The sequence below is a fragment of the Desulfurivibrio dismutans genome, from assembly GCF_029210385.1.
Taxonomy (GTDB): Bacteria; Desulfobacterota; Desulfobulbia; order Desulfobulbales; family Desulfurivibrionaceae; genus Desulfurivibrio; species Desulfurivibrio dismutans.
Map to the genome: position 1 here is coordinate 101,009 of NZ_JARGDQ010000009.1, position 12,618 is coordinate 113,626.

The 12,618-nt window shown below is 60.4% G+C and carries 12 protein-coding genes; all 12 read right to left on the minus strand.

Annotated features, from left to right (window positions below; translation table 11 throughout):
* Positions 1 to 4: 4 nt before the first annotated feature.
* A complete protein-coding gene (locus P0N66_RS10960) occupies positions 5 to 1,525 on the minus strand; it encodes a B12-binding domain-containing radical SAM protein (protein WP_275805291.1) in 1,521 nt (506 codons plus the stop codon).
* Positions 1,526 to 1,657: 132 nt separating this feature from the next.
* Positions 1,658 to 2,914, minus strand: coding sequence for a YeeE/YedE thiosulfate transporter family protein (locus P0N66_RS10965; RefSeq protein ID WP_275805293.1), 1,257 nt, complete (start codon positions 2,912 to 2,914; stop codon positions 1,658 to 1,660).
* 117 nt (positions 2,915 to 3,031) lie between these two features.
* Complete coding sequence (locus P0N66_RS10970; RefSeq protein WP_275805295.1) at positions 3,032 to 3,337, minus strand: hypothetical protein; 306 nt, start codon at positions 3,335 to 3,337, stop codon at positions 3,032 to 3,034.
* A gap of 272 nt (positions 3,338 to 3,609) precedes the next feature.
* Positions 3,610 to 5,370: a glycosyltransferase family 39 protein gene (locus P0N66_RS10975; protein ID WP_275805298.1), complete on the minus strand. Its 1,761-nt coding sequence runs from the start codon at positions 5,368 to 5,370 to the stop codon at positions 3,610 to 3,612.
* Between the two features lie 37 nt (positions 5,371 to 5,407).
* Positions 5,408 to 7,000, minus strand: a complete 1,593-nt coding sequence (locus tag P0N66_RS10980; RefSeq protein WP_275805300.1) for an NAD(P)/FAD-dependent oxidoreductase — start codon at positions 6,998 to 7,000, stop codon at positions 5,408 to 5,410.
* A gap of 10 nt (positions 7,001 to 7,010) precedes the next feature.
* The gene (locus P0N66_RS10985) at positions 7,011 to 7,520 is read right to left on the minus strand and encodes a thioredoxin family protein (RefSeq protein WP_275805302.1); all 510 of its coding nucleotides are present in this window, start codon (positions 7,518 to 7,520) and stop codon (positions 7,011 to 7,013) included.
* Positions 7,521 to 7,944: 424 nt separating this feature from the next.
* Positions 7,945 to 8,700, minus strand: coding sequence for an ATP-grasp domain-containing protein (locus P0N66_RS10990; protein WP_275805304.1), 756 nt, complete (start codon positions 8,698 to 8,700; stop codon positions 7,945 to 7,947).
* A gap of 17 nt (positions 8,701 to 8,717) precedes the next feature.
* Entirely contained in the window at positions 8,718 to 8,993 is a 276-nt protein-coding gene (locus P0N66_RS10995) for a hypothetical protein (RefSeq protein ID WP_275805306.1), read from the minus strand.
* A 236-nt stretch (positions 8,994 to 9,229) separates the two neighbouring features.
* Complete coding sequence (locus P0N66_RS11000) at positions 9,230 to 9,448, minus strand: hypothetical protein (RefSeq protein ID WP_275805335.1); 219 nt, start codon at positions 9,446 to 9,448, stop codon at positions 9,230 to 9,232.
* 25 nt (positions 9,449 to 9,473) lie between these two features.
* Positions 9,474 to 10,112: an HDOD domain-containing protein gene (locus P0N66_RS11005; RefSeq protein ID WP_275805337.1), complete on the minus strand. Its 639-nt coding sequence runs from the start codon at positions 10,110 to 10,112 to the stop codon at positions 9,474 to 9,476.
* Position 10,113: 1 nt separating this feature from the next.
* The gene (locus P0N66_RS11010; RefSeq protein ID WP_275805339.1) at positions 10,114 to 11,313 is read right to left on the minus strand and encodes a MinD/ParA family protein; all 1,200 of its coding nucleotides are present in this window, start codon (positions 11,311 to 11,313) and stop codon (positions 10,114 to 10,116) included.
* 70 nt (positions 11,314 to 11,383) lie between these two features.
* Positions 11,384 to 12,610 carry a GspE/PulE family protein gene (locus P0N66_RS11015; RefSeq protein ID WP_275805341.1) on the minus strand — a complete coding sequence of 409 codons (1,227 nt, stop codon included), beginning with the start codon at positions 12,608 to 12,610 and terminating at the stop codon, positions 11,384 to 11,386.
* Positions 12,611 to 12,618 lie beyond the last annotated feature (8 nt).

Here is a 12,618-nt window from a genome sequence, read left to right on the forward strand (position 1 = left end):
CACTCTAATGGCGCTTGTCGCCCCGGTGGAAGATTCGGTCGCCCACCAGAAGCCAGAACAGGCTCCTGACCCCGTTGATGGCGGCCTTCAGATCATGCATGCTGCGCAGGGCCAGCAGTCGTCGCCAGAGGAATTTGGGCCGTGAGTAGAAGCGTTTGAAGGCCAGGCGGCGCAGTTCGGCGATTTCTTCCCTGGTCATGGAGTAGGGGATGAAGGCGGCCCCCTGGTAGGTGTAGTCGGCCAGGTCGTGGGAGACGGTGCCGTATTGGTCCAGGTTATCCCACAGTTCGGTGCCGGGAAAGGGGGTCAGGGCGTGGAAGTTGGCGATATCCGGGTCCAGTTCCAGGGCAAAGTCGATGCTTTTCAGGCCGTCTTCGAAGGTCTGGCCGGGAATCCCGAAAATAAACGGCGTGTAGACGGTGATCCCCGCTTCCTTGGCGGCGGCTACCGCCTTCTTGATCTGGGCCGGGGTAATGCCCTTGCGGATGGTGTTGAGGTCCTTCTGCACCCCGCTTTCGGCCCCGAAGAGGATGGCCCAGCAGCCCGCCTCCTTGAAGGCCTTGAGCAGCGGCAGGTCCACCTGGTTGACGCAGGCCGAGGCAAACCAGGTGAAATCCAGTCCTTCCTCCTTGATGCGTCGGGCCAGTTCCATGGCCCGGTCGTAATCCGCCGCCAGGGTGTCGTCGATGAACTTGATCTCCCGGTAGCCCTGGGCCAGGCAGTGGCGGATCTCGGCCATGACGTTGTCCACCGAGCGGTAGCGGATGCCGCTTTGGCGGCTCTTGTCGATCTGGAAGCAGTACAGGCAACGGCGGTTGCAGCCCCGGGAGGTGATGATCACCGCCACCGGGCGGCGTTTGTAGGTGGCCGGCGGCGGCACATAGTCGTCGATCTCCCCAAGCAGCTCCCGGGCCGGGAAAGGCAGGGCATCCAGGTCGGTGATCAGCGATCGTGGCGGGTTGAGCACAATTTCCCCGCCCCGCCGCCAGGCAATACCTTGTATCCGGCTTAAATTCTGGGTTTGGACGCCGGCGGCATCGTCGAGTTCGGTCGCACCCGCGATCCCAGGTGAAGCTTCGCCATCGCTGCCGTCGAGCTCCCCGGCCAGCAGTGCCAGCAGTTCAACCACCGTCTCCTCGCCTTCGCCGGTCACCACCACATCCAGCTCCGGGCATTCAGTCAGGCATTTTTCCGGCAGGGCGATGGGGAAGGGGCCGCCCACCACCAGCCAGCCTTGGTGACCGGCCGCTCTTAAGTCGGTGGCCATTTTTTTGGCTTTGTCCCAGCCGAAGGTCGTTGAATAAAGGCCAATAAACTCCGGGGCAAACTCCTTAACCCCGGTCATGATCTCCTGGTGTTTAAGAAAGGCGCCGTTAAAAAAGCGCACCTCGTGCCCGGCCTGCTGCAGGGCGGCGGCCACGTACAGGGTGCCCAGGGGCTGCCAGTAGTTGATCTGGCTACCGGCGGTCTTGCTGGAAAATATTTCCTCGGGCAGCCAGGGCGGAATGATCAGGGCGCATTTCATGGGAAAAAACCTCGTAAAAAAAAACGGGAGGATGGCCACGTCATATCGACCATGGCGATCCTCCCGATCAGTACAGGGTAACGGTCAGGTTACCGTCCCCCGGCAATAGCTACTTACACAACAGCGGTCGCCTCACATCTCAAGAACACCCTTCTGGGTCTTTTCGTTCCAGGTAACGGCGATCCACCAGGCGGCCATGGCGCCGAAGATCAGGGCCAGCGTACCGCCCCATCCCAGCCAGGTGTTGGGCAGGTAGGTGAAACTGCCCAGCATCCCTTCGCTGAAGGGCAGGGGTTGTCCGGCTTGATACCAGGCAATGATCCCTTCGATGTCGCGGGGGCCATGGATAAATTTGCTGGTTAAAGCGGCTCCCAGGCCGAAGAAGGGCACCACGATCCAGAGCTTGATCTGGCCTTCGCCCACCCGCCAGAGGGCGCCGGTACCGCAGCCGCCGGCCAGAACCGCGCCGAAGCCGAAGATAATGCCGCCCAGCACGCCACCCCAGCCGAAGACGCCACGCAGGTAATGGGCGGGATCGACGATTCCGGTGTGCTTGAGTACGGCAATGCCGGTTACCAACAGCACGATGGACAGGGCCACTGACTTGGCCATCTTGCAGTCGCCGGTCATGTGCGGCTCCCGGAAGGCCTGGATCATGCACCAGCGACCGCGCTGGAAGACATAGCCCAGTGCTGCAGCCAGCAACAGCACGCCGCCCAAGGTGCCCAGCGGCTGCCAGGCGCCCATGCCCCAGAAATGCTCCTGGCTGCCGGCGTAGGCGTAAGCTCCCCAGATCAGGGCGATCAGGGCGCCAACGCCCAGCACGATCTGCAAAGCCGGGGGTACGTTGAAGGTCTTGGCGCCGCCTTGTCCCCAGGAAACGTTTTCCATTTCCCAGTAGGTGTATTTCAGGGCCAGAATGGCGCCGATAATCAGGCCGGCCCACATGGCGAACCCATGGGCCGACAGGTTGCCCAGAGCGTTGTAGAAACCGCCGACGTTACAGCCACCGCCCAAAATGGCGCCGATCCCCATCAGGGAGCCGGCGACTACCGCTTTGATTATTTCGATGCGGGGCGGAATGCGAAAGGCGAAGTTGCCGCCCAGGCACGCAGAGACAAAAGCACCGGCGATAAAAGCAATGCCAATCACCGAGCCGCTGTGCAGAAAGATGTTGCCGGGGCCTGATTCGTTAACCCCGACTCCGTAAAGGATCCAGTCGCCCCAGTTCTGGACGGCGCCGGTGGCACCCCACGAGGTGTACCAGGCGGCGATCACCACGCTCAAAAAGGCGATGAAGGTGGCAGTGATGTAAGGGTTCCATTTGTCCTGACAGAGAATCTTATACAGTTCTTTGGCCTGCTGACCAAGCACGCTTCCTTCGCTCATACCCTCTCCTGTTCCCTAGAGTTTGAAAGTTTACTGAAAACGCAGGAAACCACCTTGCCTCCTCAGCAAAGTGGTTATTCCTGCGTTCTCTGGCTGTTGCATCAAGACCGTCGCTGCTTAGCGACCGTAACCGCCACCGGGCCGGGGGGGCGGTGCACCGTAGCCACCGCCGCGGGGTGCGGGGGGTGCGCCGTAGCCTCCACCCGGCCGAGGCGGCGGAGCACCGTAGCCCGGAGCCCGGCCTTTATCTTCTTCTTTGGCTTCCGGTTGCGGCTGGCCGTACCCGCCACCCTGAGCAGGGGGAGCGCCGTAGCCACCGGCCCGGGCCTGAGCCTCATCGGGGCCGCCGATCTGGCCCTGGAAGGCCACGAAGCCGAGCATTCCGGCTACCAGTAACATGCCCACAAAACGTGATGTTTTCATTTTGGAACCTCCTTGCGTTTCTTTGGGTTGCAGTTCTAGTGCTGCCTTTGTTTCTTGTTTTGATTTAAAAGACCACTTCGGCGGTCAACTTGTTCCCCTTCGCCTGGGCCATATATCACAGAGTGGCAGGTGGTCGACGGCGCAAAAGAAGGAGTCACCGGGCGATGGCGCTCGGTCTTTTCCTGCTCGTGACCGGGGCAACGATACTTCTAAAAAAATTGTAAGGCATTCTATGTGATTGTTTTATTTTTTGCAAAATAAAAATGTGTATTTTACGGCTCCGGCCAAGGTTTGGCGATGTCGGCGGCGCGGTAAATCAACACCAGGGGGCGATACTGGAAAATCCCGCTGTCGGCGCTGAACTGTTGCAGATGGTGGTAACCGTCCAGCATCATTATGGTTTCCGGCGGAATGCGGGCCGTGGGGGAGCCCTTGATGACTACCACAGTTTCCGGCGGCGGGGCAGCCGGGGCGGGTAAATAAAATTCCGGCAGGTGCATCTCCCAGCTGAAGCGCAGCGGTGATTCCGTCACCCCCGGCGGCTGCGGGGGCGGCGTCGCCGGAGGCAGGTAAACAACTTTCTGGTTGGTGAAAAGGTCGAGCAGGGGCAGGGTCACCCGGGGGTCCAGCACCGGATCATGTTCGCTCAATACCACCACCCCAATCGGCTGCCGGGGCAGAGTGTCGAGGAAGCGACCGGCCTCCAGCAGATTACGGTCGCCGGTGCTGTTGAGAAAAGGCTTGAAGGCGCCGCCGGCCAGCAGCAGCGAAGAGCCGGCGATGACCACCAGCAGGTGCCGGCGCAGACCGGGGTCGGCCAGGTCGCGCAGGCCGTAACCGGCCAGCAGGGCCAGCAGCGGCAAGATCGGAATCGAATAGCGGATGCGGCGCAGTTCAAGCACCACCAGCACCAGAATCACCAGCCAGGACAGTGCCGCGTAACGCCGGTCGCGCTGCCGGATGGCCCGGTAACCCGAGTAGAGCAGGGCGGCGGTGAGCAGCGGATGGGTCTGGAAGAAGAAGGTGGAGATCAGTCCCTCGCGCCAGCCCTGGCTTAAGGCCGGGCGTTGGAATTCCAGCAGCAGGGCGATTTGCTCGGCCATTACCTCCCGCTGTCCCCAGAAAAAAACAGCGACCAGAAGCAGGGCCGGCGTCAGGGCCAGGGCGGCTCGGATTATGGCCCGCCGTGGCTCCGGGCCCAGTGAGCAGAGAAAAACCGGCAGCAGCCCGGAGAGCAGCAGCCAGGCGGAATATTTCACCAGCAAAACACCGATCACCGCCACTGCGGTGAGGGGGACATACCATCCACCCCTGGTCATGGCTCGATGCAGGGAGGCCAACGCCAGCAGCAGGAAGAACATGGTGCCGATGTCCACCAGCAGCAGCGGAGTCTGGCTGTACAGGTACGGAAAGCCGAGAAACAACAGGGCCCCGGCTTGGCCGGTTTCCTCATCCCAGAAATCTCGACCAAGTTGTGCGATGAGCAGGGTAGTGAGGGCAAACAGCAGGGCGTTGAGCAGTTGCGCCGCCAACCGGCTCTCTCCGAAAATGGTGAACAGCAGGCCGTAAAGCATGGACATCAGGGGCAGGTCGGTCCAGGCAAAAATTTCGCCGCCCCATTCCCGGTAGAAATATAGCGGCCCGTAAGTGCTGAAGCTTTTGGCCTGGATAAAATAGCGGGCCGCGTCCACGATCATTTCCGGAACATCGAAAAAGAGCAGGCAGGCCAGAAAGGCCATCAGCGGAGTAGTGGCCCGCGCCAGCAGCGGCATCAGTCGCCGCTGGCGTCCGGCGGGGGTGCTGTGCCCGGCCTCCCGCCACCACTCGGGGGCCTTGGCCAGCAGCCACAACAGCGGGGTTAACAGCAACAAATACAACCACAGCCGCCAGGGCTCGGCGGCCTGAAAAACCCACTGCCAACTGGTCAGGGCATTGTCATCCAGGTGTCGGGCCCGGTACAGTAGCACCGGAAACAGCAGGGAAAGCCCGGCAATCAGCAAGTGTCCGTATATGTTGCGCAACAGAACAGGCAAATTTTCTCCTTCGCCCATGATAAATAACCGGCGGCGATCAGCCTTCTTCGTGGTACTCTTCTTCGCTGTTCACTTCCCAGATCGCCCGCTTGTCGGTGCTGCCGTTTTTAATCGCCGCCACCGCCGCCATGGCCGCCAGCATGGAATGGTCCATGTTGTTATAGCGGTGCATGCCGTTGCGACCGATCAGAAACAGATTGGTCAGCCCGTCGGTGAAGTTGCGGATCTCGGTGAAACGGTGATAAGTGCCGAAATAGGCAGGATAAGCCTTGGGCTGGCGGATTATCACCCCATCCAGCACGTCGGCCGGGTCGATGAAACCCAGGCTGGTCATTTCCGCCACCCCCAGTTGCTGCAGCTCGTGGTCGGGCATGTTCCAGAGGTCGTCGCCTTCGTCGCAAAAATACTCCAGCCCCACCCAGACCGTATCCGGGTTATCCACCATGTAGGGGCTCCAGTTGTTGAAGATCTGCAGCCGGCCCAGGCGGACATCATGTTCCTGGATGTAAATCCAGTTGTCGGGCAGCAGGCCGGTTTTGCCTGGCGCCTGCCCGGTGGCGGCGAGCTGGCCACTCATTTTGCTGAGCAGCAGGCCGATGGTTAAAAAATCCCGGTAAACCAGTCCGTTGGCGAGCTCCATTGTCGCTTCCGGGGCCTGGTCCAGGGCCAGGATCAGATCGCGCACCGGCATGGTGGAGAAGCAGAATTCGCCGTCTTCAACGTACTCCGTGCCGTCGGCCAGCTTGCGCACCCGCACCCCGGTGACCCGGTTGTCGCTGGTAAGCAGTCCCACCACCTGGTGACCGGTGCGCAAAGTGCCACCGGCGCCGGTTACCCGGCGGGCCACTTCTTCCCATAGCTGCCCCGGGCCCAGCTTGGGGTAGAAAAAATGCTGGATCAGGCTGGTTTCCACCTTGGCTTTGGCCCGGGCGCGGGGGCTGGTGAAGAGAAAGCGCAGGGCATGTTTGACGGCTCCCGCCACGGATAGTCCTTTCACCCGCTGAGCCCCCCATTCGGCGGGAATCTCTTTGCAGGGGCGACCCCAGACTTTCTCGGTGTAATCCTTGAAAAAGGTGGCGTAAAGGCGGTAGCCAAAGCGGTTAATGAAAAAATCTTCCAGGTTTTGTTCGTCCCGGATGGGAAACAGGTGGGCCCGCAGGTAACTGAGCAGGATCAGCAGCAGCCGGCCGGCTCCCAGGGCGCGGACCAGCGGCAGGCCGACCGCCAGGGGGTAGGCGAGAAAGCGGCGGCGATGGAGAATGCGGGAGAGGCGAGAACGCTGCAGCATTACCCGATCGGTTTTTTCCGGGTCCGGACCGTCGGCGGTCAGCAGGTCGGCCAGATCGCGGCCCAGGGCGCGGTCATCCCGGGCCGGTGCCCCCTGGAGGGGGAGAATTTCCTGCCACCACTCCATGATCCGCTGGGAGCGGGAAAAAAAACGGTGTCCGCCGATGTCGATCCGGTTGCCCCGGTAATTTTCGGTGCGGGAAATGCCGCCGATATGCGGTGTGGCCTCCAGGATCAGCGGCGTAACGTCGGTCTGGCGCAGCAGTTCCAGCGCGGCGGTAAGCCCGGCGGGGCCGCCGCCGATGATGATGGCGCGGCGCTGGGGGGGCGAAGAGGCAGACATAAGCGGATGGTTACCTGTCGCTGAGGTTTTGCCGGTCGATGGCGTCCCGCAGCCATTCTTCCAGTTTGGCTTTGGGTGGCAGCTTGCCGGCGCTGAGCAGGCGGTCGTTGATTACCAGGGCCGGGGTGCGGGGCATACCGAAGCGGCCGATTTCGTCGGGGTCCTGGATCTGCAGGATATCGGCGGGAATATCCAGCTCGGACATCACCTCCAGTACCATTTCGCCCAAGCGATTGCAGGAAACACAGCCGGGACCCAGGATGCGGATCTGCAGGGCGCCATCCCGGCGCGGTTTGCCGTGTTTCAGCCGGTCATACTCCTGTTCCAGGGCCCGGCGGTAAAGCTCTTCGCGGCCGGCCGGGATGTAGTTCTGGCGGGCTATCTGCCGGTAAAGCCGGTCCAGAATTTCCTGTCGGGGGCTGACCTGGTCGGCCAGGGCGTGGCCCAGGGCGACATCAAGACCCAGCAGGCCGATGACCGCCCGTCCGACCCTCAAGGAGCGCTGGATAGGGGTGTCCATGGTATGGATTTCGTCCGAATGGCTTTGTGTTTGTCATGATTTGTCGGTGGTCTTGACGACTGGCAGCAGGGTTCATAATTTTGTACCGGTGCAATAAATAATACCTGGCCTGCGGTTTCTCGTCACGTCATGTGCCGGTAGCGTTCTCCGTTGGCTGGAACAGTAAAGTCAGTATAAAAAATTGTACCAACCCGACCCGTCGCTGGTGATTCTGGTGGTTAATTATTTAAAAACACGTAGCTTTTTAATGGTATCTGTCGCTGGTATGGAGCTTGCATGTCAATAGAGGGTAGCAGTTGTAGCATCTCTCCTTTCATCTCCTTTCTCCAGGCACGAGAGCCGGCGCGCCCGCCAAGCGTTACGGCTCTTTTGCTTTTCTGCTAAAGATTCATAACGGGAACCGGGGCCGGAAACAAGGGTTGTTTTAGGCCGGGTTGCTGTCGGCCAGGATTTGTTCCAGGCGCCGGCGGTATTCTTCGGGGCTGATTTGCGCCCCCCGCAGGCCGCCCCGCAGGTTGATTTCGCCAAGATAGGCTTGTTCCGGCAGCAAAAAAAGATCCAGGTGGGCGTAAGGGAACCGGCCACGCTCCATGGTCCGGCGGCACAACTCCAACTGGCTGCGGCTCAGGGTCCAGGGCTCACTGTGGCCGCCGCAATGGAGATTGTGACGGAAACCGGCGGCGTTGTGGCGCAGGTAAGCCTCCCGGTAATCGCCCAGGATAACCACCCGGATATCCCGCCCCTCCGGCCTGAATGGTTGCAGCACAAAGGGAGGGTGCAGAGTCCCCAGAGTGGCCTGGTTGAGCACTTCTTCCACGCTGTTCCAGAGCAGTACCCCCATGCCGGCGTTGGCCCGGTCCAGCTTGGTGACCACCTGGTCGATGCCGGCGGCGTGATACCGGGTGACGGCCCGGTGCAGGCCGTGCAGGTCGTGAATGGCCAGGGTATGGGGCAGCATGAAGGGGGTGAAAACGGCGGCCTGCATAACCTTGGAGCGTGACAGGGCCTGGGCCCGGGCCGGTGGGAAGAGCTGTATCCCCCGGTCGACCAGGTCCCAGAGCAGGTACTCCTCGCCGGGGGCCAGCCGGACGCGGGTAAGCACCCGGTCGCCGGCGATCAGCCGATGATAGTCACGGCGCAGGGTTTCGTTGTCACGGATCAGTCGGGGGTGGGAAGTCAACAGGCGGCCTCCCGGGGTTAGAAGAGCATTTCCAGAAAGCGGGAATGGAAATTGGACAGGTCGGTGTTGCACTCGCCGCAAAACAGCTTGATTTCACCCAGAATCTGGGACTCATCACCTTCCTGGGTGAAGCTGCCGTCGCGGTTTTGTCGGTAGTGAGTGGTGAGAATCACGTCATCGGCAACTTCCAGAAAATCGGTGTCGTTGCCGCAGTTGGGGCATTTAATCAGGGCCAGGCTCCGACTGATTTCACGTTTTTTTTGCTGTTCGTTCGGGTTGCGGGCTGCTTCCATGTTGGTTCCTGTGACTGGGCGACTGGCAAGGGCAGACAGTATGAGGCCTGCTTTACGGTACAGTGATCGTCGGTAAATCGTTCACTATATTCCGCCAGGCGGTTTTCGTCAATCATTATGGCAAAGCCGCTCAAGGGAACCGTCAAAGTCATTGGCCTTGGTGCCGGGGTGGGGGCGCTTGCTTGGCGTGCAACCCCGAGATCGGTCGCGAGGGCCACGGACTGAACGCAGAATGTTTAATCAAAGAGGTGCAGGACATTGTCCTCGCCCCGGTTGATGACCTGGCACAGGTTGCCGAGCATCACGTCCAACTTTTTGGCGTCCAGCTCAAAGCCGTTGAGGTGGAGAAATTTAAGCAGTTTGGGGTTGCGGAAGAGTTCCCTGGTGGTTGGTTCTTCATCTTTCAGGCTGGGGTAGCCGATTATTTTGGCAAAGATGTTGGCCAGGTAGACCACGATGGAACTGCATGGGGAATCCCGGTCATGCCAGGGGGCGTGGTGATATAGTACGGGGCGGATGACCTGGGGGGGGGAAGTCCCACTGGCGTAGCAGTTTGGCGGCCACCTGGTAATGAGTGACCCCCAGAACGGCCTTTTCCGCTGTGCTGAATGACTGGTGCTGGGTGGCGACCAGATTCAGGATCTGCTTGAAGTCATCGCGGAAATAGGCATCAAATACGATCTTGCCGATGTCGTGAATCAGGCCGGAGAGAAAAATGGCGTCATCCTGGCAGCGAAAATGGTGGGCCAGATACTTGGCAATCTGGCTGCAGACGATGGCATGACGCCAGAAGCCTTTGCGGTCGAAACCGTTGCCTTCCTGCTGTTGAAAAAAATCGTAGACCGCCAGGGCGCTGAGGATAGAACGCAGTTCGTTGGCGCCTAAAATGGCCAGGGCGTGCTCGATGGTGTGGACCTTGCTGAGGGTCATGTGCAGCGGCGAGTTGGCGATCCGCAGAATTTTGACCGCCAGCGGCGGATCCTGTTCGATCAGGGCGGCGATTTTCCGGTAATCCACCGTTTCGTCTTCCAGCAGATAGGAGATTCGGTGGGCGATGGCCGGCAGGGTGGGCAGTTCTTCGATCCGCTGACTGATATCCTGCACTGTATAGGCGGGCATTTCACGATTCCTTGGTGCGGTTGGTCCCAGTGGCGTAAGAATGAAGGTCCAGCACGTAAACCTGCCGATCTTGAGCGGGCTGGGCTGTGGGGGCGGCGGGGCGCACGGCGACACCGCCCTTGTCGTTGGTTCCCAGGGCTTCCCGGATCCGGCTCAACTCGGCGGAGACCAGGGCCAGGTTGCCCGCCAGTTGTTCGACTAAGGGTACAAAGGCCAGCAGTGGATCTTGGGGGCCGCTGGCCGGCGGTGTCGTGTCGTCGGTGCCGGCCGTGTCCTCGTTAACGGCGGTGGCCGACGGTGCGACCGGCGGTTGCGGGGCTTCCGCCGTAGCGGCCGTTTCTTTCCGGGGAGCGGCTTGTTCCGTCCGGTGTTCCTGCCGCTTACCAGGAATATCGAGCGGCATGTTGAAATACTTGAAACAATTGTTCCAGAAAACCGTCATGTCTTCCGGCGCCGTTTTCTCGGAACTTTCGTTGGTCAGCCGCTGGGCCAGAGATCTGATACAGCTTGCGGCGCCGGACTGCGGGTACAGCTTCATGAACGATTTCTGCTGCTGCAGGGCCCGGGGGACGGCCTCATCCTGGTAGACCAGGCCCAGGGGTTCCAGCGGTACGCCGAGGTACTTATCCACTGCCATCCGGAACTTCTTGAACACGCCTTTGGCGGAAGCCACGTCGGTGCAACGATTTACCACAACCCTTACCCGGCCGCCATATTTATTCTTCGTTAACACCTTGAGCAGCGAGTAAGCGTCGGTCATGGAGGTGGGTTCACTGGTGATTACCAGCACCACTTCCGAGGCGGCCAGGCAGAAGGCCACCACGCTGCGGGAGATGCCCGCTGCAGTGTCAAAGAGAAAAAAATCGTAGCGTCCCAGAGAGGCAAAGGATTTGACCAGGGTGTCGAGATGTTCGGCCTCAAGGTTGGCCATCTCCTCGACGCCGGTGCTGCCGGGAATGACGTTGATCCCCGAAGGGTCTTGGATGATGATGTCCTGAATGGTTTTCTGGCCCCGGATCACATCGCCGATATCATGTTCGGGGTTGATCCCCAGCAGGATGTTGATATTGGCGGTGCCCAGGTCGGCATCGAACAGGCAGGGTCGATAACCTAGTTCAGCCAGGTGGATGGACAGGTTGACCGTGAGGTTGGTTTTGCCGACGCCTCCCTTTCCGCTGGTGATGGCAATGGTTCGATTCATGCTGTTTCCGTGGGGAAGTGTGAAGTTTACGGGAGAAATGCCGGGCGCCCCTGCCGCTGACGGGCCACTCTCAGTCAAGGGGAACGGCGGTGATCCTCACGCCGCCGTCGGCGTTCTCGAAGTTGAACAGAATACTGTGGCTACCGGTGGTCTTGGTAAGATCCTGGAAATTGTCGGTTACAAAACGATGAAAAAGTTCCCGATCGATTTTTTCTTCATCCTGGATTATGGCGGCCAAAGAGAGGTACTCTTCATACATCTGGTCGATGCGGATGCCTTCGGTGGCCGGATCGGTGATCATGAAACCGCGCCCCCGGCCGGTGCTGGAGGCGGGGCCGGGGTCATGGGCGCCGGGTGCGGAGCGGCTGCCCCGCTTGCGGAACATTTGGATCATCTCGTGCGGCACCACTCGCAGGATCTCCGAAATGGTGGTATCGCCGAGCTTCAGCAGGCCGTCGTCGACCATGGTTTTCATCCGGCCGCTCTCAATGGCTTCCGCTTTCAATTCATCGACCCCGGCGCCTTTGTTAAAAGATTTGAAATCGCTGGGAACAAACAGTTCCGACAGCAGAGTGCGGCCGCTGAAGCCGGTGAAATCGCAGTCACTGCAGCCCTCTCCCTTAAAAAAGGTAAGGTGAGTGGGGTAATCGCTGAACAGCGGGCTCCATTCCTCCTCGCTGGGCACATAATCCGCCAGGCAGGTTGGGCAGATACGGCGGACCAGACGTTGCGCCAGCACGCAGCTCAAGCTGGCGGCGATCTGGGCCCGATCAATCCCCAGATCATCGAGCCGGCCCAGGGTGCTGATGGCGTCGTTGGTGTGCAGGGTACTCAACACCAGGTGGCCGGTCTGGGCGGCGTCGAAGCCGATCTGGGCCGTGTCGCCGTCGCGGATCTCGCCCACCAGGATCACGTCCGGATCCAGTCGCAGAAAGGAGCGCAGCAGTTGGGAAAAGGAGAGGCCGATTTTGTTGTTGATCTGGGTTTGCATGATCCCCGGGAAGCTGTATTCAATGGGATCCTCGGCGGTGATGATCTTCAGGGTGGGGTCGTAGATATACTGCAGGGCGCCGTACAGGGTGGAGGATTTGCCGCTGCCGGTGGGGCCGGTGACCAGCACCATGCCGGCCGCACTCTTAAGGAAGATTTTGAAAGGGTCCAGTACATGGGGCGAATGATTAAGTTTTTCCAGTCCCACATTGGCATTGCGGGAATCCAGGATCCGGATGGTGACGTTTTCGCCGCTGATGGCCGGGCAGGTGGCCACCCGGAAATCCAGGTTGTATTTCTGGCCCATGGTGCGGT